We start from the raw sequence: 24,120 nt of genomic DNA, 5'->3' as shown, positions 1-24,120 counted from the left end.
CGGTCTCAGTGATCCACCGGCTCCCCACGCAGGCACGCCCACGTCTTCGCGCCCACCTTGCCGTCGGCCTTCAACCCACAGGCTCTCTGGAGCCGCTTCACCGCCGACTCCGTTCCCGCCCCGAAGTAGCCGTCCACACCCTTGGGGCCCACCGAGTAGCCGTGGTGATGGATCAGCAGCGCCTGGATCTCCTTCACCCTGGCCCCCGCATCGCCGCGATCGGTGTACGCCGCCCCCGAGTAGTAGCCGCAGTACGTGCCGTCCACCGACGACTTGCACACCCCCGCCCCGGCCTCAGCCGCGAAGGCCTCACCCGCCAGACCGACCGGCACCACAGCCCCGGCCAGCACGGCAACCGCGGCCACCGGCAACGCACGCTTCAGCAAGTCAGCACTCCTTTCCAGCCCGGCGGGCCCGGCCCGCCATGGGGATACCCGGCAACGAAGCTATCCGCGCACCCGGCCGCACAGGCGTACACCGAAGGGGGCGCATAAGAGCACACCCGTATCGCCCAGCGCACAACACCCCACCCCGCCGGTACGGCCGCTCTTGCAGAGCCACTTCGCGCCGGCTTCGGGAGAACAGCCGAAGCCGCAGACCCACAAGCACCTGAACCAGATCAGGGGCGACTCCCGCATCGGCGGCCTGCCGGAGGGCGTGACCACGGCTGCGCCGGCCGCTGCGGACCGCATACACGATCTTGAGACCATGAGCAGCCCATGGCAGGCTCGTGCCGCATGATCGACGAGTTCGCGAGGGACAACCTGCACAAGAGACTGCGGCGGGATCGTGAGGCGCTGCTCTGGAAACTCGACGGCTTGTCCGAATACGACGCGCGCCGGCCTCTGACAGCGACCGGGACCAACCTCCTCGGCCTGGTCAAACACGTGGCCACGGTCGAGGCCAGATACTTCGGTGAGGTCTTCGACCGCCCTTTCGCGGAACCGCTGTGCCGGTGGCAGGACTCCGACGACAGCGATCACTGGGCGGCCGGGAACGAGACCCGCGACCAGATCATCGGGTTCTACCGGCGCACGTGGCGACACTCGGACGCGACGATCAACGAGCTTCCCCTCGATGCCCCCGGCCACGTGCCCTGGTGGTCGGAGCCTTGTTTGAACACGAACCTGTTCGCCGTCATGGTCCATGTCCTCGGCGAGACCATCCGACATGCCGGGCACGCCGACATCCTGCGCGAGGGCGTCGACGGCCGGACCGGGGTGCGCGCCGAAAATGAGGTGCCACGGTGGAACTGCGGCGGCGGATGCGGGGTCGTCAAACGAGCGGTGTAACTGGGGTGGTGGGGTTACTGGCGGGCTGCTGAGAGTCGGCCGCCGAAGTGGACAGGGTCTGCCGGGAGACCTCGGCGCCATAGACCCCGCTCCAGCGGTGCGGTGTCGGTGTGCCAGTCCCCCTGGGCCCCGTTCGCCACCTGACGCAGAGCCCACCAGGCGGGCAGGACCGCCAGCCCCCCGATCCCGGCAATGGCTGCACACCTGGCGCATCCGTCACGCCCATGAACTGCTGGAAACCACCAACGCCACCGTGGACGCCATCGCCGCGGCCGCAGGCATGGGCACCGCCATCACCCTGCGCCGCCACGTCCACCGCAGCCGTCGGCGTCCCACCGACACCTACCCGACGTCGTCAACCAGCTCGACAAGGCCGCCGACGGCCCTCTGGAAGCCCTGCGAGCCCGTTCCCGGCCCGCTGCATCATCTGGCGGAGCATGCCGCGACGAACGCCTGCACCAGGCCGTGACCAGCGCGAACGTTGTCTGATGCGGCTGGGTGCCCACCGACGGCATGGCGCGGTGCGGTCCCGGTGCCGCCGGCTCCCGGATTGTGGCGGCCGCCGACGCCAGGCAGGGTGGTCTTGAGACCGTTCGGGCGAGGCAGAAGGCACACGGCCGGTCACGGATGCGGAATGCGACTCGTCTTCAGCGTGAAGCGCGTCCTCGTGAGCCGGGAACGACGTGCCTGGTCACCGCCGAACGAGTGGGCCGGTACACCGGTCCACAACGCGGTAGCCGATGCAGAATTCGTCCATGTCGGCGGGCTTACGGAAGGTTCGGTACATGCCAGAGAAGGATCCGGAGCAGGGGAGCGCCCACGAGGTCTCCCTGCCGCCGGAAGTGAAGCTGCTGCAGGAAGTCACTCCGCCCTTCTTTCCTGAAGGTGGTTCGGCAATGACCATCCTCGTCGAGTGGCCTCCCGGTCACCCCGGGCTCCCTCCGCATCGCCACTCGGGCCCAGCGTTCGGTTACGTGATGGAGGGTGCACTCCGGTTCGAGCTCGAGGGTGAGCCGGAGCGTGTGGTCGAGGCCGGTGGGACGTTCTGGGAGCCCGGCGGCGACGTGATCCACTACCAGGACGGCAACGCCCTGTCGGACGCACCGACCAAATTCGTGGTGACCATGGTGTGCGCGCCGGGTCAGCCGATGCTCACGCTGATCGACGAGGAGGAGCTGAAGGAACGGGCGCACCTGCGCGCCCAGCGTCCCTCGGAAGGCTGACACGCGAGATCACCAAGGGTGCGCAGTGCGGGACACCGATCCCGGTGCGGGGCTTTGCGGCAACCTGCGGCTTCACCGTTGTATCGATCTCACGAATCCGCACACGTTCTGCCACCCGGACCGGCTCATGGTGACGCCACCGCCCGCGCCGTCACCCGAGCGGCGTGTCACATCACAAGCGATCAGAGCGCACTGTGGCTCGCGCCGACACGGCTCACGGTCGTCGCGATCACGCCATGCCGGCACCGGATCTCGTAGGAGAGCGGCCCCCCGGGCGGAGATCGGCGCGGATGCGGTAGAGCCGGGCCGGGCGAGGCCAGTGGCCCTCTGTGTCCCTGCCGAGCGCGCGCCCGCGAGGACACGCGCGCCCGCCGACGAGCTCCAGGGGCTACCGGGTCTATTCGCAGTGCACCGGGCTTCAGCCCGGTGGTGAAGCGAATCTGAGAACTGCTCTGACCTCAGCTGTGTGCACGGATCCGCGCTGTTCACCTCAGCCCGGGTCAGAGCGGTCGGTTCTGCTGCTCGATGTACTGCTTCACGATGCTGAGCGGTGCACCGCCGACCGATCCGGCGAAGTACGAGCCCGACCACAGGCGCTGTGCCCGCCAGTAGTGGCGGACCAGGTCGGGGAACTCCTGGCGGAGCCTGCGCGAGGACACGCCCTTGAGGGAGTTCACCAGCCTGGACACGGCGATCTTCGGCGGGAAGTTCACGAGCAGATGGACGTGGTTGGCCTCGCCGTTGAACTCGACCAGCTCGGCCTCGAAGTCCTCGCACACGGCCCGCATGATCTCCTCGCAGCGCGTCAGGTGCCGGTCGGCGAAGACGGAGTGCCGGTACTTCGTCACGAAAACCAAGTGGACATGCATCCGGAATACGCAGTGACGACCTGTGCGAATGTTCTCATCGATACCCATAAACCAACTGCGTATCGTGATCCGTGTGCAGCTTCGGTACAGCTTCCGCCTGTACCCGGGCGCCGGTCAGCGCATGGCGCTGGCGAGGGCGTTCGGGTGTGCGCGGGTGGTCTACAACGACGCCCTCCGCGCTCGGGAGACCGCCCGCAGCGAAGGCATGCCGTTCCCGAAGACCGGCGACCTGTCGAAGCAGCTCATCACCGAGGCGAAGAGCACCCCGCAACGGGCCTGGCTCGCCGAGGTGTCGGCGGTCGTCCTCCAGCAGTCCCTCCGCGACCTGGACACCGCCTACCGGAACTTCTTCGACGGCCTGAAGGGCAAGCGTCCCCGCATGGGCGCACCCCGGTACAAGTCGAAGCGGGACACCCGGCAGGCCGTCCGTTTCACCGCGAACGCCCGCTGGTCGATCACTCCGGGGCAGAAGCTGCGCCTGCCGAAGATCGGCGACGTCAAGGTGAAGTGGTCGCGCACGCTGCCCTCCGTGCCGTCCACGGTGACGGTGGTCAAGGACAGCGCGGGCCGGTACTTCGCGAGCTTCGTCGTCAAGACCGACGCCTCTGAGGTGCTGCCCGAGGTCGCACCCGAGCTGGGCATCGATCTCGGTCTCGGGCACTTCGCGGTCCTGTCCGACGGGACGAAGGTCGACAGCCCGCGCTTCCTGCGCCGCGCCGAGAAGCGCCTGAAGAAAGCCCAGCGTGCCCTCTCCCGCAAGGAGAAGGGCTCCAGCAACCGGAACAAGGCCCGGATCAAGGTCGCCCGCGCACACGCGAAGGTGGCCGACGCGCGCCGCGAGTTCCACCACCAGCTCTCCACACGGCTGATCCGCGAGAACCAAGCGGTCGCCGTGGAGGACCTGGCGGTGAAGGGACTCGCGCGCACTCGGCTCGCGAAGTCCGTGCTCGACGCCGGATGGTCCGCGTTCGTCGGGATGCTGGAGTACAAGGCCGCCCGGTACGGGCGCACCTTCATCCGGATCGGCCGGTTCGAGCCGACATCCCAGGTGTGCTCGTGGTGCGGCGTCAAGGACGGCCCCAAGCCCCTGCACGTCCGCGAGTGGACGTGCCAGGCGTGCGGGGCGGTCCTCGACCGGGACATCAACGCGGCGGTCAACGTCGCCAAGGCCGCCGGACTGGCGGTGTCAGCCTGTGGAGCGCAGGTAAGACCGGGACTCGTCCCGGCACCGCGCAGCGAAGCAGGAACCCACCCGAAGCCCTCACCCATCCGGTGGGAGCAGGCGGGAATCCCCGGCCTTTAGGCCGGGGAGGATGTCAAGACCAGGTGCTCGACGACGGCCAGATCGCCGTTGGGTGCGGATCCTTTGAAGTGACGATCGGCTCCCCGTGACCTGCGGGTCAGTGTTGGTCGTCGTGCTTGGGGTGAGCGCGATCACGAGCAGGCCATGGCATTGTGTGCTTGCCCGAAGGTGAACCCTCCTTGCGGACGAGCGGTCCCCTCAGCTGTTCATCTCCTGGGTGGTCTGATCCGTATGCGAGCGCGCTGGTGCAGCCGGCATGGTGATCGGGGCCAGGCCGGCGATGGTTACTACCGCGACGACCAGCAGGCCGAGGGCAGTCGGCACACCGATGAGCGTTGCCAGGCCGCCGATGATGGGGGAGACCAGCAGCCAGCCGAGATTGCCGGCGAAGCCGACATGGCCCATGGCCACAGCCGCGGCGGGCAGCCCGCCCGCGGCTGTGAACGCGCCGGGGAAGACCGCGCTGATTCCTGCACCGGCGACAACGAGCGCCGCGAGCGTGATGGCGGGCTGTCCGAGAAGCAGCGCCCCGGTCAGCGCGCAGGCGCAGCACAGAGTGCCTACCTGGATGAGGCGGGCCCAGCCGATGCGGTCGACCATCCAGTCGTTGAACAGTCGGGCGAGGACCGAACCGGCCGAGAAGGCCGCGTATCCGGCTGCGGCGGTAGCGGCGTTCGCCCCCACGTGCCTCAGATACACGCCGCTCCAGGACGCCGGAGCATCCTCCACCAACGCCGCCAGGAAGGTCATCAGCGAGAGCAGCAACACGATCATCCGCTGAATCCGCTGGTTTGCTCCCTGCAAGGTCGCATCTCGTCTCCCCAGGTCGGAAAAGCGCCCGTCCTCGGTCTGCGCTCCGGCCTGCGGTGTCCCAGGCCGGGCGGTATCCGGCTCGGCCCTGGTCCCCGTCGTCGCGGTCCATTCGTCCTGTCCAGCGCGGTCGGTCCGCTGCACGTGCTGCGCGGGCTCCCGGTCCGATGCGAGTCCGCAAGCCGCCACCGCCGACACGAAAGCGAGGAGGGCGGCCACGACCACGAACTGAGTCGTCAGCGTCAGACCGAGGGCCGCAGTAGCCACTCCGGCCAGCCCGCCGGCGACGGCACCGACGCTACGGATGGCGTGCATCGAGTTGAGCACCGCCCGTCCGTACCGCCCCTGCACGACGACCGCTTGAGCGTTCATGGCCACAGACGTGCACCCGTCGGCCGCTCCGAGCAACACCAGCAGGCCCATCAAAGTCCACGCCGAGTGCGCCGTCGCGATGAGGCCCAGCGGCACACTCAGAGCCACAGGCGCCATCGCACTCACCGCACGGCTGCCGAGGCGCCGCACCAACAGCCCCCCGCCTGGCTGCCGACCAGCGCGCCGACTCCCAAACCAGCCAGCACCAGGCCCAAAAGCCCGTCGGACAACCGGAGCTCGGTCTGCACGGCGGGAACACTGGCGGCCCAGGACGCGAAAACCGCGCCGTGGACGAAGAAGATCGCTGCCACTGCCACCCGCGCCCGGCGGGCAGCCGCGGGTACCTGGCAGCCTTCATCGCGCACTGGGCACACCGCATTCCGTCGGGGCAGCAAGGCACGTAAGCGGCGGGCGTCCACCGGCAGTTGAGTTTGGTGTGAAGAAATACAACGACACCGTCGAGTGCCCTGACGGCCTTGTCCATACCGCCCGCCTGCCGCTGTCGAGTGCCACCCACAGCCTCACGGCCTGAATCCTGACCGTCACTTCAAAGGATCCGCACCCATCACCGTTTGCGCTCCTGAAGCCGGTGGCCGCGTTCATCGGGGGCCCCTGGGATCCGGGGGCTGCCGCGTTGAGCGGGTGTGCGGCGTCAGCGTGCGAACTTCTCGACGGCCGCCGCGGTGACGGGGGTGAAGAAGTTGACGAGGTTGCCGTCCGGGTCGCGCAGCAGCAGCGACCGGTTGCCCCAGGGCATCGTGGTGGGCTCGGCGACGAAGCCGGTGACGAAGCCGGTCAGGTTCTGGTGGACGCGGTCCACGTCGTCGACGAGGAACTCGATGATCACACTGTGGTTGGCCGCCGGGCGGGCGGAGCCCGGGGCGAACAGCGCAACGGTAGGGGTGCCGGCGATCGCGAGGGTCGCGCCCGCGGTGTTGAGTTCGGCGAAGTCCTCGGTGGCCCACACCGCCCGCACCCCGATGGCGCGCTCGTAGAACTCGACGAGGCGTGCGACATCACTGGTGATGATGCGGATCGAGACGAAGTCCATGACTGTTCTCCTTGGCCGTGCGGAAGGCGTACGCGCCGCAGGCTAGGAGAAATAGCGGACAGAACCCGTCCTGTATCCGGATTAGGCTGCGAACATGCCCCGCCCCGTCGGCCGCGTCCTGACACTCCTGGAACTGCTGCAGTCCGGCGGCACCCGCACGGTGGCCGAGCTCGCCGGCCACCAGGTACGCCCTCGGGCCCACCGCCGTCGTCAGCCACCCCCCCGCCGGCCACCCGCACGCCCTGGACGACGCCACCGGCAAGCGCGAACTCGGCCGCGACGCCCGCCGGTCATCCAGGGCGCTCACCGCCGAGAGCCGCCACCGTGGTCGGGCTCGACCTGTTTGGGGCCCAACTCGCCGCAGCGGCCCGTGCGAGGGGAGCGGCCCGCTCGCGGAGCAGCACACGCCGCTCAATCCGCCGGCCCCGGCATCGCGCCCTCGGCAAGCTTGATGCGGGTCCAGACGTTCATATTGACGACGACGGCGACGATCTCGAGCATCTCCTCCGGGCTGAAGTGCGCAGCGAGGGCGTCGTGCACGCGCTGGAACGCCGCGTCGCCGCCGGTGTCCGCGGCACGGGTGAGCGCCTCGGTGTAGCGGAGCGCCGCCTGCTCGGCCTCGGAGTGGAGCTCGGTCTCCCACCACGCGGTCAGGGTGTCGATCTTGACCCGGGGGATGCCTGCCTCGCGCGCCGCCTCGTAGTGCAGGTTGAGGCAGTAGGTGCAGTTGTTGAGCTGCGAAACCCGCAGGCGCAGGAGCTCGGCGAGGCCGCGGTCGATCCGCAGCTCCGCTGTGTATCCGAATGCATCCGCGCCCATCCGGGCCAGGTTGATCAGCGCCTCGTTCCTGCTCGCGTCGAGCCGGCGGTTCACGATCTGGATATTTTCTGTCATCTCGGCCCTTTCGATACGCACCATTTTCCTGACCGGTTCCGGGGCCCGCATCGAGCCGCTCGCTCATCCATGACAAAACCGCCGTTCGGCCGAGCGAGGGAACACGTTCCCGGCGCCGGGCGGCTCGGCCGGCGCGATCAGGATCTGCGTGAGCGCATTGCCGCTCCAGTGTCGTCTCGATATGTCGTTCACGACAGGCGAGAGCGAAACGGCGGCTTCTGCCTCGTGAGTCACGCACCCCGGCCCGACCTGGGGTTCACCGGTTGAAAACACCTGCCTGAGACCCCGCCAACGACAGGAGCACGTGTACCAGGCCCGAGCGGTGCGGCACGCCCCGCGCACCCAACACCGGCCCTGGCCCGAACAGCTGATTCCGGCGCGGCGGAAGCGGGGACGGCCTGATTCTCGCTGACCGCGGTGAGCAGTTCTGGCCCAAGGGCGAGGAGGTACCCGACTGGCGCGACAGCACGGTCCCCGCAGAGCGGCCCGAATGGCCCAGCCACGTTCGACCCTGCGGGCCCGACGGCGACCCACGTGCGGGAGACCTACGGCGTCACCCGCAAAAAACTGTGCTCACACCTCGGCATCGAACTGCGCGGAGCCGCCTTGGACGTGAGCAGTAAGCGGCCCGTCCGCGAGACCGCGGCACAGTGCTGCCCCGGCGCACCATTGCCGCAGGCTTCTGCCCCTCCTGGCCGGCCTACGCACACGGACAGGCTCCACCACCTCACCCCAACGGTCGAATCGGATGTGTCCGGACATCCAGCCGCTGGAATCGCCGACCCGGTGAACCTTCCCGGTCAGAGCACCAGCGGGGGCAACCCCAAAGAGCCGGACCAGCCGGTGGGTGGTGGACGGTGCGACAGCAATGGCCGTGAGCCGGTCAGGCACCGCCGGCCGGTGCGGGAGGTCAGGCCCTGGCGATCTTCCTGCCCGGCATCGGCTCCGCGCGTGCTGTCCGCCATTCAGACGCACCGAAGGCGTTCGCGAAATACTGCGTCTCGTGCACCACACGCCCGTCGGCGAATTCCATGATGCTCACCGAATAAGCGTAGCCCGCCCACTCAGGACGGCCACAGCACAGCCGGCACGGTTCACTGACGGAATGAGGATCGGTGTCACGGCCTTTGTGACGGATGAAGGAATCCGACCCGCCGAGCTCGGCAAAGCGCTGAAGGAACGCGGCTTCGACTCGCTTTTCCTCCACGAACACAGCCATGTCCCGGTGGAACGGGAGACGAGGTTCCCCGCAGGCGGTGGGCTGCCTCGGATGTACTACCGCACGCTCGACCCGTTCGTCGCCTTGACGGCGGCCGCGACGGTCACCGAGAACCTGCTGCTGGGAACCGAGGTGGCTCTGCTGGTCGAGCGCGATGTGATGCACGCCGCGAAGCAGGTCGCCAGCCTGGACCTGGTGTCCGGCGGACGCATGATCTTCGGTGTCGGCGCGGGCTGGAGCCATGAGGAGATGCGCAACCACGGAACAGGTCCACGCACGCGGGGGAAGCTGCTGGATGAACGGCTGGCCGCAGTCAAGGAGATCTGGACGAAGGAGAAGGCGGAATTCCACGGCGAGTACGTCGACTTCGCCCCGATCTACTGCTGGCCCAAGCCGGTACAGCGCCCGCACCCGCCCCTCTACATCGGCGGTGACGGCCAGGCGGCGCTGACCAGGGTGGCGGCACACGGCGATGGCTGGATGCCGCATTCGGTGAGCGACCCCGCCCACGCCCGCCCTCAGCTGGACCGGTTGGCCGCGGCCGTCGGCCGTGTGCCGGTGATCGTGGCCTCCGTGTCACCCGCACCCGAACTCATCGATGCCTACGCCGAGGCAGGGGCCGACCACGTGACACTGTCCCTGCCGATGCGGACCGAGGACGAAACGCTGCGCATTCTGGATGGATTCGCCGAGCTCGCCCGTCACTATCGGTAGCCGCACGGCGGGCCCGGCCCGTGACGTCGAACCATCGGGACGATCCGTGGAACCGCCGCTGGCGGTCTCGCGGCCGATGGCGCCTTGTGACGAGTGCGCATGAACGATGCAGCAAGGCACTGGGCCGCGACAGGCGATTGATCGAACTTGCTCTGACCTGATCGGTGCCGTCGAGACCGGCACCGACTCCTGCCTCCTACCGCCTCGCCGGCCCCGCGCCCGAGCCGAACAGCAGGCAGCCGCCAGCTGACTTCGTCCCACTTTCCACGCTGCCCGTCGGCCCAAAGTTGACGGGCACTGTTACCGTCTTCCGCAGCAGTGATCATGAAGGAGCGGAGACAGACTTGTTCCCTGAGACGGTGCTGCATACCCAGCGACTGACCCTTCGCCCGTTCAGCAGCAGCGCCATCCCCGACACCCAGGCGAGCTGCTCGCGTGCCCGGCCCTTTCAAGACGTGGACCGGGCTTGACGATTGCCTTCCGTCCCTGCGGACGTCTCAGCGGCCCGGCATCCGCACACCCGACCACCTGCGATGCTGGCAGCTCCACAGCCCACCGGCACAACGCGGCCGAAACGAGGGAAGAGGCAGATGCTGGACGCCGAGATGCCGAAGCACCCAGTGATCCGCTTCGCCCGCGAACTCCCGCACGCTTTGCGCCTGCTGCGCCGGACGGACCGCCGCCTCGCCCCGGCAGCGACTGGGAGCTGCTCTTCGCCCACGGCGACCACACCCCCGCCCAACGGGGCGGCATCCACGCCTGGCAGGAAGCCGCCGGGCGCTCGCCAGCTGGGGTGTCAGGCGTGCGCTGGAACCTTGTGTCACCGGCCTGCGCGGTCTCGGTGGGGCCGGCGGCGGTGGGGGCGGGACAGGGACCGGGCCCCGCGGCGGTGCACATCACATGACCGTTGATGGCGATGCCAACCGGCCAGGGTGTGGCTGATCTGAGTCTACGCCCCCTCCGGGTCCCGGGGCGGATCGAGAATCGGGAAGTTGGGGTCTGACAGGCGGAGGAACCCTTGACTGAACTGCGCGAACCGCTGGAGCTGTTCGACAACTGCCCCGACGACGGCGTGGAGGGCCGGCAGGGCGTTACGGCCATGGCCGCCCCTTCGGGGCGCCGTGGGTACCTGCGCACCGTCCTCGGGGAGTAGAGCGTGTGGTCCAGCATCGTCGCCGTGCTCGGCACCCTTGCCGGTGCTGCTCTCGCGGGCTACGCGCAGCGTGCGACTGACCAGCGGGCGCGGGACGCCGCGCACCGCCAGGAGGTGACGCGCGCTGTCGCGGATCTGCTGGAGGCCGTGGTGCGGCACCGGGAGATGCACTGGCTGACCGTGGCCGCTCGGCGAGCGGGCGACGCCGAGACGACCGAGGAGCGCTCCGCGCTGGCCTCGACCCGCAGCGCTGCCACCGTCGCACGGGACCGGATCGGGCTCCTGGTGCTCTCGGACCCCGCGTTACTGGATGCCGCCGAGACGGCCTGGAGGACGGCGATAGAGCTTCCCGACATCGTCTTGGGCCCGGTGGTCGACGGGCGATTCCAGCCCGACGTGGAGACCGCGTTGGAGACCGCCCGGGAACGGTCCCGGAGCGCGCACACGGCACTGCGGATTGCGGGGGCGGCGTACATCAACACCGGTCACTGATCTACCAGCGGTTCGTCCCGCCATGCCCTCGCATCCGCCGTGTTGCCGGGCACAGGCCGGGCCGCCACCGCGAGGGGGTGTCCGCGTCGACGATGGCCTGCACGTTGCCGGGAACCGGTAGTGAGGGCAGGAGGCGCCCGCGCCGCGGTCCCGGACCGGGACGAGGGTGCCGTCCACGATCCGCATCCGGTCCGGGGCCGAGCGTCGTGGTGTCTTCCCTTTCGGCGTCTGTGTGGGCGATGGCCGGGCATACGGGCTTCACCCCCTTGTGAGAGGAGCTCATTTCCATGCTCGGCATAGTCGCGGCGGTGCTGTTCTTCGTGTCGTTTCTGATCAACGCGGCGGATCTCAGCACCAGTCATGAGTTTTCTTCGATGAACGTGATGCTGCTGGGGCTGACCGCTCTGGCCCTGCACGTGGCGGGGATCGGTTCCGGCTGGTCCCGTAGACGCTGACCCGTGAGCAGGTACTCGCCTCGTGGCGGGCGGTCGCCGTAGCGCCGGCGTGCGATGAGTTCGGCTTCCTCCAGCTTGCGCAGGCGCAGCGTTGAGGGCCTCCCCGGAGGGGAGGTCATCGGCTTCCGTATCTCACACGGTGGAGAGGCAAACGGCGTCACCGCCGGCGGGGCCCTTGTCCGAACAGGCGAAGGATGCAGGCAAGGCCGGTGAGGCCGCCGGCGCTTGCAGCCTCTCGGCCACCCTGGTCCGGGCAATGGCCGGGCATGCGCCTTTCCACGCCCAGGTGGTGGCCCAGCGCACTGCGGACGTCGCGCCCGGTCGGACCGGCATGCCGTGAGGGCGCCTGTACGGCCTGGTCACTTACACCTTGGCCTACGGGGCCGAGGTGTGGCCCGCCGCCCACGGCGTCTGCGTGGACGCCGTGGGCGGCTGTTTCTATCGCGTCGCCTTCTCGCCGGCCGGGCCGAGCGCGTCCACTTGCCGTCGATGCCCTGGCCGTTGAGGTCACCGGGCCTGCGGTCGCCTGAGAAGCGGTAGACGTGCTGTCCGCCGACGGTGATCTGGACCTGGCCGTCCTGGCGTCGGATGGCCCCGACCTCCTTGGGGTTCACTCCCGCCAGGTAGACGTTGCCGCCTTCTTGGACGGTCACGGGCGGCCACTTCACCGCGCAGGCGTCGACGCAGGACGACCGCGAGGGGTCGGTGGTGTCATCGTCGAAGCGATACAGCGCCGCCTGACTGATGTTGATCAGATGCGGTCCAGACAGGGGCGCCGAGGTGACCGCGGACAACTGGGCCCACTTCGGCGGCTGCTCCTGCACCGCCGTTCCGACCACGGTCCCGCCGTTCCCGCTGAGACCGGCGTCCTGCGCGGTGGAGTCGGCCACTTGCAGCGCAGAGTTGCCCGCCGACCGGCTGGACGCGAACGGGGCCCGCAGTGGCATCGGACGTCAACATCCCCGGGAGCGCACTCAAGGAGGCCCAGGGCATGCTGGGTTTCGTCCACGATCACATCGACATCGGACACCACACGTTCGACTTCGATGCCGCGTTCGGCCCCGAGCTCTCCCACGGCTCCGCACAGCACTTCGAGAACAAGTGGGAGGACGGGCAAGCACGTGTGGCGGCCAGGCGGGCTGCCGTGCGGAGCGCGTCTGCCGGGGAGGCGTCGTCTTCCAGCAGCATCAACGGCTCGGCGATCGGGGCGATCAGCACGTGTCCCGGATCCGTCACCACCGCTGCGGACACGCTCCGGCTGATGCGGTTGTACGGCGCTTGGGCCTGCCGGTCATGCAGCAGGTCCAAGGCGAAGCCCGGTAGGCTCCCACGGTCACGTCGGCGCCGTAGGCCACGCTGCGCTCTGCTTCGTCCATGCCCCTCGCGCAGCACGCCGACCGTGATGCCCAGGGGGCTGCAGACGGCCGCGGCGAGCTTTCCTCTTCCTCGGCCTGCCGCTCATCGGGCGTGATCATATGGACGCCGCCGTCGGCCAGCACGCGCAGAGATTCGGCCAGGAACCGGGCACCGCGCAGTCGTTCCTCCCCGGCAGTCCGGCCGCCATGGATCATGGTGCGGCCGGTAAGGCGGACCGCCATCTGCCGGGCCTCGTCGTCGAACGCCACACCCCCAACTGCCGCGGCCGGCCGGCCGAGGACAGCGAGCACCGCGTGGGAGAGGGCCTCCAGCGTCTCTCCTGCTGCGGCACGGCGCCTCAGGTCCTCGATTGCGGAACGCGCGTCCATCCAAGCTCCCAACTCACGTATCAGCCGCCTCCGGGGAAGTGCATGTCGGGCAGCTTGTCAACGAAACGTGTGAAGGCCTCGGTCGCCTCGCCCGTACGGGTCTTGGGGCCCTTCTCATCGATTTCGATGCGGCCCTCGAAGCGTCCCTGCCCGACCCGGTCCGTGCCGGGCGGCCGATACAGCGCGCTGAGGTACTCCGTCGGTGGAACAGGCCGGCGGGCTCGTGGTCCTCGCTCTCGGCGCGGGGTAGGGGTGGGGGGCTGGCGGTACTGGCATGCCGGAGAAAGCGGGCGTCATGGAGGTTGTTCTCTACCGCGTGGCTGGAATCCTCAGACGTGAAGCCCGGCTGGGGGCCGGCGCGCAGAGCTTCAACCCGTGCGCCGGCCTACCCGCCTGTCGGCCGTCGGGCAACGCCGGATGGTTCGGCATCAGGTTGTGACCAGGGCCAGCCCCTCGGGTGCTGTCACCTTCACCGATCCGTCCGCTGCCAGCGTGATGTCCAGTTGGCCTCCGCCGACTTGGAGCCCGGTGATCGTCAGCGGTGCGTACTTCGGGGCGAAGGTCGGGTTCACGGTGATCCTCCCACCTGGAACGTCCGCTTTCAGGCCGAGGGCGGCTTGGAGCACGAGGACCGAGGAGGTGGCGGCCCACGCCTGCGGCCGACAGGACGCCGGATAGGGGGCCGGGAGCCGGCTTCCCTCGGCACCGTGCCCGGCGAAGAGTTCGGGAAGACGGGCCTCGAACACCGTCGACGCGCTCAGCAGGCCTGCTGCCAGTGAGGCCGCGGCCTCCCAGAATCCTGCCCTGATCAGGCCATGTACAGCGATCGCTGTGTCGTGCGGCCAGATCGAGCCGACGTGGTAGCCATACGGGTTGAAGCCCACCGCGTCGCTGCTCAGGGTGCGCAGGCCGTGGCCTGCGTCCAGGTCGGGTGCGGCGATACGGGCCGCGAGCAGCGCGCTCTCCTCGGCGTTGAGCAGTCCGGTGCCAAGGAGGTGGCCGAAGCCGGAGGTGACCGAGTCGACGGGCTTGCCGTCGCCGTCGAGGGCGACGGCCGGGTAGGGGCCGTGTTCGTCCGATACCCAGAAGCGGTCGCGGAAGCGGGCGGCGAGTTGCTCGGCCCATGCCTCCCAGTCCTCGGCCCCCGGGCGGCCGAAGGCACGCAGCAGCGCAGCTCCGCCGCATGCGGCCTCGTAGGCGTACGCCTGGACTTCGCACAGGGCGATGGGGGCGTGGGCGCGGCTGCCGTCGCGGTAGCGGATGGAGTCGTCCGAGTCTTTCCAGCCCTGGTTGGACAGACCCTCGCCACTGTGGTCGATGTACCTCAGGAAGCCGTCGCTGTCGGCGGCTGCCTGGTCGCGCATCCAGGCGAGGGCTGATTCGGCGTGCGGGAGGAGCTCTTCGACCTGGGCCGGGTCGAGTCCCCAGCGCCAGGCGTCGTGGAGGAGGGTGATCCACAGCGGGGTGGCGTCGACTGTGCCGTAATACACCGGCGGAAGGGTGAGTTGACCCGGGATGTGCAGGGTGTCGCGGCGGACTTCGTGGAGGATCTTGCCCGGCTGTTCCTCGGTGGCTGGGTCGGTGCGGGTGCCCTGGCGGCGGGCGAGGGTGCGCAGGGTGCCGGCGGCGAGGTCGGTGCCGAGGGGCAGCAGCATGCGGGCGGCCCACAGGGCGTCGCGCCCGAAGAGGGTCAGGAACCAGGGCGCGCCCGCGGCGAGGAACTGGTCCGAGCGGTCTCCCTCGGACTGCGGGTCGGCCAGGCGCAGGCGGTCGAGGTCGGCGAGAGACTGCTCCAGCCAGCCATCCAGGCGGCGGTCCGCGCTGCGCAGTACAGGAACGCTCCACGGCACCCGGTCTGCGGGCGGGGGCGGGAACTGGTCGCCGTCCTCGTAGGCGGCCGCACAGGTCAGGGTCACCGACCACACGGTGCCGGGGTCCAGTTCGACGTCGTACGACAGCTGTCCCGCCGGCACGTCCAGTACGTCGGGGGCCGGCTCGCTGACCAGGCGGGCGGTGAAGCCGTCACCCGTCCAGGACAGGCCGACGGCCTCGCCGTCGACGACCTGGGGCGGCATCTGCTCGGGAGCGTGTCCCGACTTGACCTGGTCCATGCCGGCCAGGTCCGAGCCCGCGGTCACCGTCAGGCGGAAACGGACCTGCCGGCTGCCCGCATTGGCGATCTCCAGGCGGTCCTCGAACCGGCCCGCTGCCGTGGCGCGGCGGCGGTGGAGGGTGACGGCGGGATCGGGGGTGGCCTCGCCGAGGCCGCGCAGGACGGCTCGGAAGTCCGCGCCGTCCGCACCCCGCAATCCCTGCGCGACGGGGGCCAGGGTGATGCTCTCGGCGGCGACCGTGAGCTGGGACAGGGCCCGGCGGTCACCGTGGTAAAAGCCGTCAGCACCCTCGCTGACCTGCCCGTCCGCTCGCGAAATGACGAGGCTCGGCGCGTGCAGCGTGACGACCGCGTCATGCAGGAACGGCTGCAGTCCACCGGCTTCGGGAGCGGGTGCGGTGACCGAGCCGTTGGAGTCCTGGGTCTTGACAGTGGCGTCCAAGGAAGTAGAACCTCTCAGTGTTTTAGCGTTCCAATGACACTAAGCGACTCGTCAGAGCCGTGCAATGACTCTTGGAACGCTAAAAATAAAGTCCGTATCTCCTCTGTCTGCCGGAGAGCCGCATGCCCCGCTCCACCAACACCTCCTCGGCGAAGGGTGGCCCGGTGACCCTCGCGATGGTCGCCCGGCGGGCCGGCGTCTCGGCGCAGACCGTGTCGAACGCGATCAACTCGCCGGACCTGCTGCGCCCGCAGACCCTGGAGCGGGTCCGCCGCGTGATCGAGGAGATGGGCTACCGGCCCAGCCGGGCCGCGCAGACACTGCGCAGCGGTTCCAGCAAGCTCATCGGCTACGGCATCCAGCCCACCCCGCCCGGCAGCTCGGGCGCGGTCATGGACCGCTTCCTGCACGCGCTGTCGGAGGCCGCCGACGAGGCCGGGTACCGGATGCTGGTGTTCGCCTCCCCGCCGGGCGGCCCGAGCCTGAAGGGCTACGAGGAGCTGCTGGCCCAGCACGAGGTCGACGGCTTCGTGCTCAGCGGCACCGAGCGGGGCGACCCGCGCCAGGCGTGGCTGGCCAAGCGGGGCGTGCCGTTCGTCGGGTTCGGCCGGATGTGGTCGGGGCGGCCGATCGGTGACTGGGTGGACGTCGACGGCGCCTGCGGCACGGACGCCGCCGTGGAGCACCTGGTCTCCCTCGGGCATCAAAGGATCGCCTTCCTGGGCTGGGAGCGCGGTGCCTCCGGTGCCGGTGACGACCGTGCCGAGGGCTGGCTGCGGGCGATGAAGCGCCACGGGCTGGCGACGCGCGGGCGGCGCGGGCAGTGCGCCAACGACATCGACGCGGCCCGCGCCGCGGTGAAACCACTGCTGGACGGCGGCGCAACCGCCGTGATCGCGGCCAGCGACATGCTGGCGCTGGGCTGTTACCAGATGCTGGGCGAGCGGGGCGCCACTCCCGGCCGGGATGTCGCCGTGGTCGGCTTCGACGACTCGCCGACCGCCGGACTCCTCTCACCCGGCCTGTCCTCGATCGCCCAGCCGCTGGAGGACGTCGGCCGGGAATGCGTGCGGCTGCTGCTGGCGCGCATCGCCACCCCGGACGCGCCGCCCGAGCGACTCCTGCTGGAGCCGTCCCTGATCGTGCGCGACAGCGCCGCCACGGCTCCGTCCGCCACCCCATGAACCCCCACCCGGCCGGGGCTTTCCCGTCCCGGCCGGCCCCACTGCACCTGAAGACGCTTTTTTCTCCTCCACCCCCACGCCCCTGGCCCACGCCTTCGTGTGCCCGGGAGGAGCCGCAGGTACCACCCCGCAACCCTCGGAGGAAGCAATGCACAACCGTTCGGCCGTCGCGGCCGTGATCACCTGTGCGGCCATGCTGGCCGCCACGGGTTGCTCGTCAAGTTTCGGCAGCGACAAGAAAACGGCGCAGGACGCCAGTTCCAAGCAGCACCTGACGGTGCTGATCGCCTCCTCGGGGGACGCGGAGACCAAGGCCGTCAAGGACGCGGCGGCCGCCTGGGCCAAGCAGTCCGGCAACACGGTGACCGTGGACCTGGCCAAGGACATCAACCAGCAGCTCGGTCAGGCCTTCGCCGGGAACAAGCCGCCGGACGCCTTCTACGTCGACTCCAGCCAGTTCGCCAACTACGCCAAGGGCGGCTCCCTCTACCCCTACGGCAGCCAGATCAAGGACGCCGACGACTTCTCCGCCCAGCTGCGCACGTCGTTCACCTACGACGGGAAGCTGGTGTGCCTGCCCAAGGACACCTCCACCCTCGCCCTGGTCATCAACACCGGCCTGTGGCAGAAGGCCGGGCTGAGTGCGAAGGACTACCCGACCAGCTGGGCCCAGCTGAAGACGGTCGCGGCCAAGCTGACCAAGGGCAAGGTCACCGGGCTGGTCATCAACGGCGAGTACGCGAGAGTAGGCGTCTTCATGAAGGAGGCGGGCGGCTGGATCACCAACAGCGACCAGACGAAGATGACCGCCGACAGCACCCAGAACGCCCAGGCCCTGGGGTATGTGCAGTCGCTGCTGAAGTCCGGCTCGATGAAGTACGCCAGCCAGGTCGACACCGGCTGGGGCGGCGAAGCCTTCGGCAAGGGCAAGGCCGCCATGACCATCGAGGGCAACTGGCTCACCGGCGCCATGAAGGCCGACTTCCCCGGCGTGAAGTACGCGGTCGTCCCGCTGCCCGCCGGTCCGGCCGGCAAGGGCACCCTCGCCTTCAGCCAGTGCTGGGGCGTGGCCCAGGCCAGCGCCCACCGGGCTGCGGCCGTGGACCTGGTGAAGTATCTGACCTCCGCCACTCAGCAGTTGAAGAACGCTGACGCCTTCGGTGTGATGCCCTCCCGCACCAGCGCGCTGGCCGAGTACGGGAAGAAGTACCCGGCGGCCAAGGCGTGGGCGGACGGCACGGCGTATGCGCAGGGCCCGGTGACGGTCGCCGGCTTCGACAAGGTGCTCGCCCAGTTCAACACCGACATCGCCGCGCTGGGCACCGGTGATGCGAAGAAGATCCTCTCCGACCTGCAGCGCAACGGCGAGCAGGCCCTGACGAAGGGCGACTGAGCCCCTTATGTCCTCGCCTACGTCACAGACTCCCCGCCCGAACTCGCGCTCGAGCGCGGGCGGGGGTCCCCGTACGGCCGACTCGCCGGGCGTCCCTGACACGCCCGGCGGGTCCGGTCCGGCCGCGGGGCCCCGCAAAAAGCCCGCCACTCGTGTGGGGCGCCGCGGCGAAGGTCCCTGGGGCTGGCTGTTCGTCAGCCCCATGGTGATCATCCTCGGTCTGTTCTTCGTCCTGCCGATCTTCATGGCGCTGTGGGTGAGCCTGCTGCACTGGGACGGCCAGTCCAACCCCTTCAACGGCCAGGCGAAGTTCGTGGGCCTGGACAACTACCGGTCCCTGTTCACCCAGGACGGCCTGGACCGCACCCTGTTCGCGACCTCGCTGCGCAACAACGCCTACTACGTGCTGCTGACCGTGCCGATCCAGACGGTCCTCGCCCTGGTGCTCGCTTTGATCGTCAACCAGCGGATCCTGCGCGCACGGGGCGCCCTGCGCACCGCGTTCTTCTTCCCCTCGGTCACCAGTTCGATCGCGGTCTCCACGGTCTTCCTTTTCCTGTTCCAGGGCAGCGGCGCCGTCAACACGGCACTGTCCTGGATCGGGGTGAAGGGGCCGAGCTGGTTCAACGACCCGCGCGGCGTGCTGTCCCTGCTGCTCGGCGCGCTGGGCATCGTCGACCCGGACCATCCCTCGGGCTTCCTCGCCGACCACCATGTGATGGGACTGTCCTTCTTCGACTGGCTTTCGGGGCCGTCCGTCGCCATGTGCGTGATCATCATGCTCGCGGTGTGGACGACCTCCGGCACCTTCATGCTGATCTTCCTCGCCGCCCTCCAGGGCATCCCGCGCGAACTGGAGGAGGCCGCCGCCATCGAGGGCGTCGGCCGCCTGCAGATGCTGCGCCACGTGATCCTGCCCGCGCTGCGGCCCGTGATCTTCCTGGTGGTCACCCTCGGCCTCATCGGCACCTGGCAGGTCTTCGACCAGGTCTACGTCATGAGCGGCGGCGCCCCCGGCAACACCACCCTGACCCCGGCCTACCTGTCGTACTCGGACGCCTTCGACGACGCCAACTTCGGCCAGGGCGCGGCCATCGCCTTCGTCCTGCTGATCATCATCCTCGCCTTCACCGTCGCACAGCGTTTCCTGCTGCGCGAGCGCACCCCCCGAACCCGGAGGAACCGATGAACGCCAAGGCCGCCGCCCGGGCGCAGGGGCGCCCGGTACTGGAACGGTTCTCCCTGCCACTGCGCATCCTCGGCTACGCGACCGTCATCGCGCTCGGCCTGCTGTACCTGTTCCCGTTCATCCTGCAACTGGTCACCGGCTTCAAAACGGACCCGGATGCGGCCGCGCACCCCCTCGGGCTGATCCCCACCACCCCCACGACCGCGGCCTACCAGCGGCTGTTCGGCCTGAGCCAGTCCGGCGAGGCGGTGCCCTTCTTCCGCTGGCTGGGCAACTCCGTGTTCCTGTCGGTCACCGTCACGGCCGGACGCGTGCTGTTCGACTCGATGGCCGGCTACGCGCTCGCCCGGCTCAACTTCCCCGGCCGCAGGCTGCTGTTCGGCTTCGTCATCGCCATCCTGGCAGTGCCGCCCGTGGCCCTGCTGATCCCGAAGTTCCTGGTGCTGAACACCTTCGGGCTGTTCGACACCTACACCGCCATGATCCTGCCACTGCTGGTGGACACCGTCGGCATCTTCATCATGAAGCAGTTCTTCGAGTCCATCCCCCGAGAGGTCGAAGAGGCCGCGAAGTTGGACGGCGCCGGCGTCTTCCGCACCTTCTGGTCGATCGTCCTGCCCATGGCCCGCCCCGCCCTGATCACCCTGACCATCCTGTCGTTCCAGGGCTCCTGGAACGAGTTCACCAACCTCCTCGTCGCCACCCAGTCCAGCCAGTACGAAACCCTCACCACGGGCCTGGCCCGCTTCGTCTCCGGCAGCCTGGGCCAAGGCACCCAGTACCCCCTGAAACTGGCGGCGGCCCTGATGGCCACCATCCCCGTAGCCGTGCTGTTCTTCTGCTTCCAGCGGTACTTCGTCCAGGGCGCCAACGCCGGAGCCGTCAAGGAATAGCCCACCGCCGATGTCGTCGCGACGCGCACCCGCTGCCGGCAGGAGCCCTCGAGCCTGTGGGCTGCCTGCCCCACCGAAAGGCACACCTGTGTCCACCGCGCCCCGTGACCCGCACCGGCCCGTCGCGCATCTGCGACCGCCCCGCAACTGGGTCGTGCCCCTTGGTGTGGTGTAGGCGATCATTCGTCGGTGGCGGGCAGCAGGGTGGTCTTGTCCGGATAGAGGCTGTCCATGCTCTCGTTGGAGAGGTAGCGGCGGGGGAAGGCGATCCACTCGTCGTGCAGCTCGATCAGGACGGCGGTGGCGAGGCGTTCGACTGCGGCGTCGTTGGGGAAGACCTGGACGACGTCGGCCCGGCGTTTGACCTCCCGATTTAAGCGCTCCAGTGGGTTGGTCGACTGGATCTTCTTCCAGTGCTGGTGGGGGAAGTCGGCGAAGGCGGTCAGCTCGTCCTTGGCATCGAGGAGCATCTCCTTCACCTTGGGGAACTGCTTGCCGAAGGCGTCGGCGACGGTGTCGAGCTGGGTGCGGACCGAGACGGCGTCGGGCTGGGCGAAGATCGTGCGGATGGTCGCGGCGGCCATCTCGGCGTGCTGCTTCGGGATCACCGAGAAGACGTTGCGGACGAAATGAACGCGGCAGCGCTGGTGTGCGGCTCCGATCATGACCTTGCCAATGGCGGCGACCAGGCCGAGGTGTTGGTCGGAGATGACGAGGCGGACCCCGTTCAGGCCGCGTTTGCGCAGGTCACGCAGGAAGGTGGTCCAGAAGGTCTCGTTCTCGCTGTCGCCGACCATGAGGCCGAGGACTTCGCGGCCGCCGTCCTCGGTGACGCCGGTGGCGATGACGACGGCGCGGGAGGCGATCTGGTGGTCGACGCGGGCCTTGAGATAGGTGGCGTCGAGGTAGACGTAGGGGAAGCGGGTGTGGTCCAGGGGGCGGTTGCGGAAGGCGGCGAGGCTTTCGTCGAGGTCGCCGCAGATCCGGGAGACCTCGCTCTTGGAGATGCCGGTGTCCGAACCGAGGGCTTTGACCAGGTCGTCGACGCTGCGGGTGGAGACGCCATGGACGTATGCCTCGATGATGACGGCGTAGAGGGCCTGGTCGACGCGGCGCCGGCGTTCCAGCAGGCTGGGGAAGAAGGTGCCGGCGCGGAGCTTGGGGATGGCGAGTTCCAGGTCGCCGGCCTGGTGGTCAGGGTCCGTTCGCGGTGGCCGTTGCGGTAAGCGGTGCGGGTGTCGGTGTGCTCGCCCCATGCGGCACCGATGTGCTGTGTCGCCTCGGCTTCTATCAGAGGGCAGTAAGTAACGTGCTGCCCGTTTCACGCTTGTAGCTGGTGGTGGCCCTTCCGGGTGGCTATGGCCGTGGCTGGGTGAACAACCCCTGCGCGGGTTCGATCAGGATCCCGCGTTCGGCCAGCCGCTTGAGCTTCAGCCGGACGTTGTTGACGTTGTTGGGCGCGATCTCCAGATCCATCGCCTCGCAGACCGCCCGCGCCCGCAGCGGGGCGTCGGCCGCGGCGAACACCGCCATGATCTGCCGGTAGGCCGGATGGTCCGGCAGCTTCGCGGCCGGCGGCGTCGGCGGGGACGGATCAGGCAGAGCCAGCAGCGTCTTGCGGGTGATGCGGACCTCCTCGGCGACACGGTCGAACTCCTCCAATTGCGCGGTGAGTTCCGCGATGCGTCCCGGCGTGGCGTCGGCCTGCGCGGCGATCTCGCGCTCTTGCTCCTCCAGGCGCGCCAGCACCGCTCCCAAGGTCAGATTGCTGCCGCTCATGCGCCGCGCCAGGTAGGGGTGGAGGTCGCGGTGAGCATCCGGGCCATCCGGTCGCTTATGGCCCAGTACACCCTCGACTCGGCGGAGGCGGGCCGGTGCTCGTAGTCCCGTACCAGCCTGCGGTGCAGCATCATGATCCCGTTCACCTGCTCCACCACCCACCTCTTGGGCTGCGGGACGAACCCGCTGGCTGCCGGGTTGCGCTCGACGACTTCGACGTCGATGCCCACCTTCTGCCCGTGGTCGACGACGGCGGTCTTGAATCCCTGGTCCACCAGGGCCTTCTGCACCGTGTCGGTGTCGGCGGCGACCTTGTCCAGCAAGGCGATGCCGGCGGCGTTGTCATGCACGGACGCGGCCAGCACCACCACCGCGATCACCAGGCCGAGAACATCAACTGCCAGGCCGCGTTTGCGGCCTGGGACTTTTTTTGCCGCGTCCTTTCCGGTGGTGCCGGCGGGCACCCCGGCAGCCGCGTGCAGGCTCTGGGTGTCGAGCACCACCAGGCTCGGGTCGGCCTTGCGCCCCCGGCTCTCGCGGACCTGCCAACGCAGCAGGTCGTGGATGGTCTGGTCGGTGCCGTCGTCGCGCCACTTGTAGAAGTAGTACTTCACCGCTCCGACCGGGGGCAGGTCGTGGGGGAGGTAGTCCCACTGGCAGCCGGTACGGGACTGGTAGAGCAGGGCGTTGACGATCTCCCGCATCTCGTAGGCGCCCTGGTGGCCGCTGACGGAGGGATGCTGAGCCTTCCAGGAGGCGATGACGGGCTCGATCAGGGCGCACCGCTCGTCGGATAAGTCGCTCTTGTAGGGCTGGCGGTCGCTCACGAGGAACACTCCAGCACGACAGGACTCCCCGATCAGCCTCGATACGCCTGTGCCACACATTCCAGCGACAACAACCTGACATCACGTCACATACCGCCCTCTCAGAGCCGACGGGCGGGCAGTAGCGACCGGGGAGCGGGCAACCGGGGCGTGCGAGGTCGATGAGTGGGAAAACGTGGTGGCAGTCAGCGCGGGCAGCTACCACACTGTCGGGGTTACAGCGGCTGGGCGGGTTCTCGCAGCGGGAGACAACAGCTACGGACAGTGCGAGGTCGGTGATTGGCGCGACATTGTCGCCGTGGCGGCGGGTTCAACGCACACCCTCGGCCTGCGTGCCGGCGGCACAGTCGTGACCGCAGGGAACAATGCCGACCGCCAGTGCGAAGTGGATGCCTGGTTCGGAGTCCAGCTTCCATAGGCCCCGGGACGCGCCAACGTGAACTGACATACCGTCACCCCGAACCCCGGAACCTCATTATGATTCCAGTCCCAAGACTGCTCGCGTGCATCGTGGTACGGCTCCGGGCAGGAAGCCCGCACACGCCCAACACAAGGCGGAGGCAGCCGAGCAGCGGGCGCGGCAGCGCAAGGAAGAACACGACCGAGCGCAGGCGGAGCTGGAGCGGGCCGAAGCAGCCCTGCGCGAACCGGAAGAGCGCGACCGAGCGGGCGCGGCAACTCCACGCCCCGGTGGAACTGCGACGCCAG

General features: G+C 69.1%; 23 protein-coding genes and 3 pseudogenes. 13 read left to right on the top strand and 13 right to left on the bottom strand.

Translation table 11 applies throughout. The annotated features are described in order from the left end of the window. Positions 1-5: 5 nt before the first annotated feature. The gene (locus ACLU3S_RS08210) at positions 6-386 is read right to left on the bottom strand and encodes a peptidoglycan-binding domain-containing protein (RefSeq protein ID WP_413951081.1); all 381 of its coding nucleotides are present in this window, start codon (positions 384-386) and stop codon (positions 6-8) included. A gap of 351 nt (positions 387-737) precedes the next feature. On the opposite strand from ACLU3S_RS08210, the gene ACLU3S_RS08205 reads away from it, so the two are divergent. The 3 genes and pseudogenes from ACLU3S_RS08205 (at position 738) to ACLU3S_RS08195 (ending at position 2,515) form a co-directional block, all read left to right on the top strand. Continuing rightward, on the top strand, positions 738-1,292 hold the full coding sequence (locus ACLU3S_RS08205) for a DinB family protein (protein ID WP_413951108.1): 555 nt from the start codon (positions 738-740) through the stop codon (positions 1,290-1,292). A gap of 190 nt (positions 1,293-1,482) precedes the next feature. Further along, a pseudogene (locus ACLU3S_RS08200) lies at positions 1,483-1,761 on the top strand (hypothetical protein); the annotation flags it as partial. A 316-nt stretch (positions 1,762-2,077) separates the two neighbouring features. Next, a complete protein-coding gene (locus ACLU3S_RS08195) occupies positions 2,078-2,515 on the top strand; it encodes a cupin domain-containing protein (protein WP_413951080.1) in 438 nt (145 codons plus the stop codon). A 500-nt stretch (positions 2,516-3,015) separates the two neighbouring features. On the opposite strand, the gene tnpA is transcribed toward ACLU3S_RS08195, so the two are convergent. Next, entirely contained in the window at positions 3,016-3,432 is a 417-nt protein-coding gene (gene tnpA / locus ACLU3S_RS08190; protein WP_413951079.1) for an IS200/IS605 family transposase, read from the bottom strand. Positions 3,433-3,457: 25 nt separating this feature from the next. On the opposite strand from tnpA, the gene ACLU3S_RS08185 reads away from it, so the two are divergent. Continuing rightward, positions 3,458-4,687, top strand: a complete 1,230-nt coding sequence (locus ACLU3S_RS08185; protein ID WP_413951078.1) for an RNA-guided endonuclease InsQ/TnpB family protein — start codon at positions 3,458-3,460, stop codon at positions 4,685-4,687. A gap of 198 nt (positions 4,688-4,885) precedes the next feature. Here the strand turns inward: ACLU3S_RS08185 and ACLU3S_RS08180 are convergent, their stop codons facing one another. The 4 genes from ACLU3S_RS08180 to ACLU3S_RS08165 all read right to left on the bottom strand — a co-directional run bounded on the left by ACLU3S_RS08180 (position 4,886) and on the right by ACLU3S_RS08165 (position 8,856). Then, the gene (locus ACLU3S_RS08180; protein ID WP_413951107.1) at positions 4,886-6,025 is read right to left on the bottom strand and encodes an MFS transporter; all 1,140 of its coding nucleotides are present in this window, start codon (positions 6,023-6,025) and stop codon (positions 4,886-4,888) included. Positions 6,026-6,521: 496 nt separating this feature from the next. Continuing rightward, positions 6,522-6,920: a VOC family protein gene (locus ACLU3S_RS08175; RefSeq protein WP_413951077.1), complete on the bottom strand. Its 399-nt coding sequence runs from the start codon at positions 6,918-6,920 to the stop codon at positions 6,522-6,524. Between the two features lie 411 nt (positions 6,921-7,331). After that, on the bottom strand, positions 7,332-7,865 hold the full coding sequence (locus tag ACLU3S_RS08170) for a carboxymuconolactone decarboxylase family protein (protein WP_413951076.1): 534 nt from the start codon (positions 7,863-7,865) through the stop codon (positions 7,332-7,334). Between the two features lie 859 nt (positions 7,866-8,724). Next, on the bottom strand, positions 8,725-8,856 hold the full coding sequence (locus tag ACLU3S_RS08165) for a hypothetical protein (RefSeq protein ID WP_413951075.1): 132 nt from the start codon (positions 8,854-8,856) through the stop codon (positions 8,725-8,727). A gap of 63 nt (positions 8,857-8,919) precedes the next feature. Between ACLU3S_RS08165 and ACLU3S_RS08160 the strand changes: the two genes are divergently transcribed. The 3 genes from ACLU3S_RS08160 to ACLU3S_RS08150 all read left to right on the top strand — a co-directional run bounded on the left by ACLU3S_RS08160 (position 8,920) and on the right by ACLU3S_RS08150 (position 11,392). Then, positions 8,920-9,747, top strand: a complete 828-nt coding sequence (locus ACLU3S_RS08160) for an LLM class F420-dependent oxidoreductase (protein WP_413951074.1) — start codon at positions 8,920-8,922, stop codon at positions 9,745-9,747. 1,018 nt (positions 9,748-10,765) lie between these two features. Beyond that, on the top strand, positions 10,766-10,900 hold the full coding sequence (locus ACLU3S_RS08155; RefSeq protein WP_413951073.1) for a hypothetical protein: 135 nt from the start codon (positions 10,766-10,768) through the stop codon (positions 10,898-10,900). A gap of 3 nt (positions 10,901-10,903) precedes the next feature. Beyond that, complete coding sequence (locus ACLU3S_RS08150) at positions 10,904-11,392, top strand: hypothetical protein (RefSeq protein WP_413951072.1); 489 nt, start codon at positions 10,904-10,906, stop codon at positions 11,390-11,392. 17 nt (positions 11,393-11,409) lie between these two features. On the opposite strand, the pseudogene ACLU3S_RS08145 reads toward ACLU3S_RS08150, so the two are convergent. After that, a pseudogene (locus ACLU3S_RS08145) lies at positions 11,410-11,590 on the bottom strand (transposase); the annotation flags it as partial. A gap of 89 nt (positions 11,591-11,679) precedes the next feature. Here ACLU3S_RS08145 and ACLU3S_RS08140 point away from each other — a divergent pair. Then, the gene (locus ACLU3S_RS08140; RefSeq protein ID WP_413951071.1) at positions 11,680-11,847 is read left to right on the top strand and encodes a hypothetical protein; all 168 of its coding nucleotides are present in this window, start codon (positions 11,680-11,682) and stop codon (positions 11,845-11,847) included. Positions 11,848-12,206: 359 nt separating this feature from the next. Here the strand turns inward: ACLU3S_RS08140 and ACLU3S_RS08135 are convergent, their stop codons facing one another. The 3 genes from ACLU3S_RS08135 to ACLU3S_RS08125 form a co-directional block, all read right to left on the bottom strand. Continuing rightward, entirely contained in the window at positions 12,207-12,737 is a 531-nt protein-coding gene (locus ACLU3S_RS08135; protein WP_413951070.1) for a hypothetical protein, read from the bottom strand. 342 nt (positions 12,738-13,079) lie between these two features. Further along, complete coding sequence (locus ACLU3S_RS08130) at positions 13,080-13,592, bottom strand: hypothetical protein (RefSeq protein WP_413951069.1); 513 nt, start codon at positions 13,590-13,592, stop codon at positions 13,080-13,082. A 428-nt stretch (positions 13,593-14,020) separates the two neighbouring features. Next, the gene (locus tag ACLU3S_RS08125) at positions 14,021-16,147 is read right to left on the bottom strand and encodes a glycogen debranching N-terminal domain-containing protein (RefSeq protein WP_413951068.1); all 2,127 of its coding nucleotides are present in this window, start codon (positions 16,145-16,147) and stop codon (positions 14,021-14,023) included. 122 nt (positions 16,148-16,269) lie between these two features. Here ACLU3S_RS08125 and ACLU3S_RS08120 point away from each other — a divergent pair, with 122 nt between their 5' ends. The 4 genes from ACLU3S_RS08120 to ACLU3S_RS08105 all read left to right on the top strand — a co-directional run bounded on the left by ACLU3S_RS08120 (position 16,270) and on the right by ACLU3S_RS08105 (position 20,806). Beyond that, positions 16,270-17,331: a LacI family DNA-binding transcriptional regulator gene (locus tag ACLU3S_RS08120; protein WP_413951067.1), complete on the top strand. Its 1,062-nt coding sequence runs from the start codon at positions 16,270-16,272 to the stop codon at positions 17,329-17,331. Between the two features lie 148 nt (positions 17,332-17,479). Beyond that, the gene (locus tag ACLU3S_RS08115; RefSeq protein ID WP_413951066.1) at positions 17,480-18,724 is read left to right on the top strand and encodes an extracellular solute-binding protein; all 1,245 of its coding nucleotides are present in this window, start codon (positions 17,480-17,482) and stop codon (positions 18,722-18,724) included. Between the two features lie 202 nt (positions 18,725-18,926). Beyond that, positions 18,927-19,913 carry a carbohydrate ABC transporter permease gene (locus tag ACLU3S_RS08110; protein ID WP_413951065.1) on the top strand — a complete coding sequence of 329 codons (987 nt, stop codon included), beginning with the start codon at positions 18,927-18,929 and terminating at the stop codon, positions 19,911-19,913. Continuing rightward, positions 19,910-20,806 carry a carbohydrate ABC transporter permease gene (locus ACLU3S_RS08105; protein ID WP_413951064.1) on the top strand — a complete coding sequence of 299 codons (897 nt, stop codon included), beginning with the start codon at positions 19,910-19,912 and terminating at the stop codon, positions 20,804-20,806. Before ACLU3S_RS08110 ends, ACLU3S_RS08105 begins: the two co-directional genes overlap by 4 nt. A gap of 179 nt (positions 20,807-20,985) precedes the next feature. Here ACLU3S_RS08105 and ACLU3S_RS08100 read toward each other — a convergent pair. From ACLU3S_RS08100 to ACLU3S_RS08090, 3 genes and pseudogenes are all read right to left on the bottom strand, one after another. Then, positions 20,986-22,109, bottom strand: a pseudogene (locus ACLU3S_RS08100) (IS256 family transposase); the annotation flags it as partial. Positions 22,110-22,162: 53 nt separating this feature from the next. Then, entirely contained in the window at positions 22,163-22,585 is a 423-nt protein-coding gene (locus tag ACLU3S_RS08095) for a hypothetical protein (protein ID WP_413951063.1), read from the bottom strand. Then, positions 22,582-23,412, bottom strand: coding sequence for an IS5 family transposase (locus ACLU3S_RS08090; protein WP_413951062.1), 831 nt, complete (start codon positions 23,410-23,412; stop codon positions 22,582-22,584). Before ACLU3S_RS08090 ends, ACLU3S_RS08095 begins: the two co-directional genes overlap by 4 nt. 175 nt (positions 23,413-23,587) lie before the next feature. Here ACLU3S_RS08090 and ACLU3S_RS08085 point away from each other — a divergent pair, with 175 nt between their 5' ends. Further along, positions 23,588-23,830, top strand: coding sequence for a hypothetical protein (locus tag ACLU3S_RS08085; protein ID WP_413951061.1), 243 nt, complete (start codon positions 23,588-23,590; stop codon positions 23,828-23,830). Positions 23,831-24,120: the final 290 nt, after the last annotated feature.

The sequence above is a fragment of the Streptomyces sp. AF1A genome (assembly GCF_047340315.1).
Taxonomy (GTDB): Bacteria; Actinomycetota; Actinomycetes; order Streptomycetales; family Streptomycetaceae; genus Streptomyces.
The sequence above is the reverse complement of the archived record's forward strand: the minus strand, read 5'-3'. Positions and strand labels throughout refer to the sequence as shown.

Excerpts from the sequence above, each read along its gene's own strand:
- ACLU3S_RS08170 (WP_413951076.1), bottom strand. The coding sequence starts at position 7,865 with ATGCGGGCCCCGGAACCGGTCAGGAAAATGGTGCGTATCGAAAGGGCC.
- ACLU3S_RS08160 (WP_413951074.1), top strand. The coding sequence starts at position 8,920 with ATGAGGATCGGTGTCACGGCCTTTGTGACGGATGAAGGAATCCGACCC.
- ACLU3S_RS08095 (WP_413951063.1), bottom strand. The coding sequence starts at position 22,585 with ATGAGCGGCAGCAATCTGACCTTGGGAGCGGTGCTGGCGCGCCTGGAG.
- ACLU3S_RS08205 (WP_413951108.1), top strand. The coding sequence starts at position 738 with ATGATCGACGAGTTCGCGAGGGACAACCTGCACAAGAGACTGCGGCGG.
- ACLU3S_RS08110 (WP_413951065.1), top strand. The coding sequence starts at position 18,927 with ATGGTGATCATCCTCGGTCTGTTCTTCGTCCTGCCGATCTTCATGGCG.
- ACLU3S_RS08105 (WP_413951064.1), top strand. The coding sequence starts at position 19,910 with ATGAACGCCAAGGCCGCCGCCCGGGCGCAGGGGCGCCCGGTACTGGAA.
- ACLU3S_RS08175 (WP_413951077.1), bottom strand. The coding sequence starts at position 6,920 with ATGGACTTCGTCTCGATCCGCATCATCACCAGTGATGTCGCACGCCTC.
- ACLU3S_RS08120 (WP_413951067.1), top strand. The coding sequence starts at position 16,270 with ATGCCCCGCTCCACCAACACCTCCTCGGCGAAGGGTGGCCCGGTGACC.
- ACLU3S_RS08115 (WP_413951066.1), top strand. The coding sequence starts at position 17,480 with ATGCACAACCGTTCGGCCGTCGCGGCCGTGATCACCTGTGCGGCCATG.
- tnpA (WP_413951079.1), bottom strand. The coding sequence starts at position 3,432 with ATGGGTATCGATGAGAACATTCGCACAGGTCGTCACTGCGTATTCCGG.
- ACLU3S_RS08130 (WP_413951069.1), bottom strand. The coding sequence starts at position 13,592 with ATGGACGCGCGTTCCGCAATCGAGGACCTGAGGCGCCGTGCCGCAGCA.
- ACLU3S_RS08140 (WP_413951071.1), top strand. The coding sequence starts at position 11,680 with ATGCTCGGCATAGTCGCGGCGGTGCTGTTCTTCGTGTCGTTTCTGATC.
- ACLU3S_RS08195 (WP_413951080.1), top strand. The coding sequence starts at position 2,078 with ATGCCAGAGAAGGATCCGGAGCAGGGGAGCGCCCACGAGGTCTCCCTG.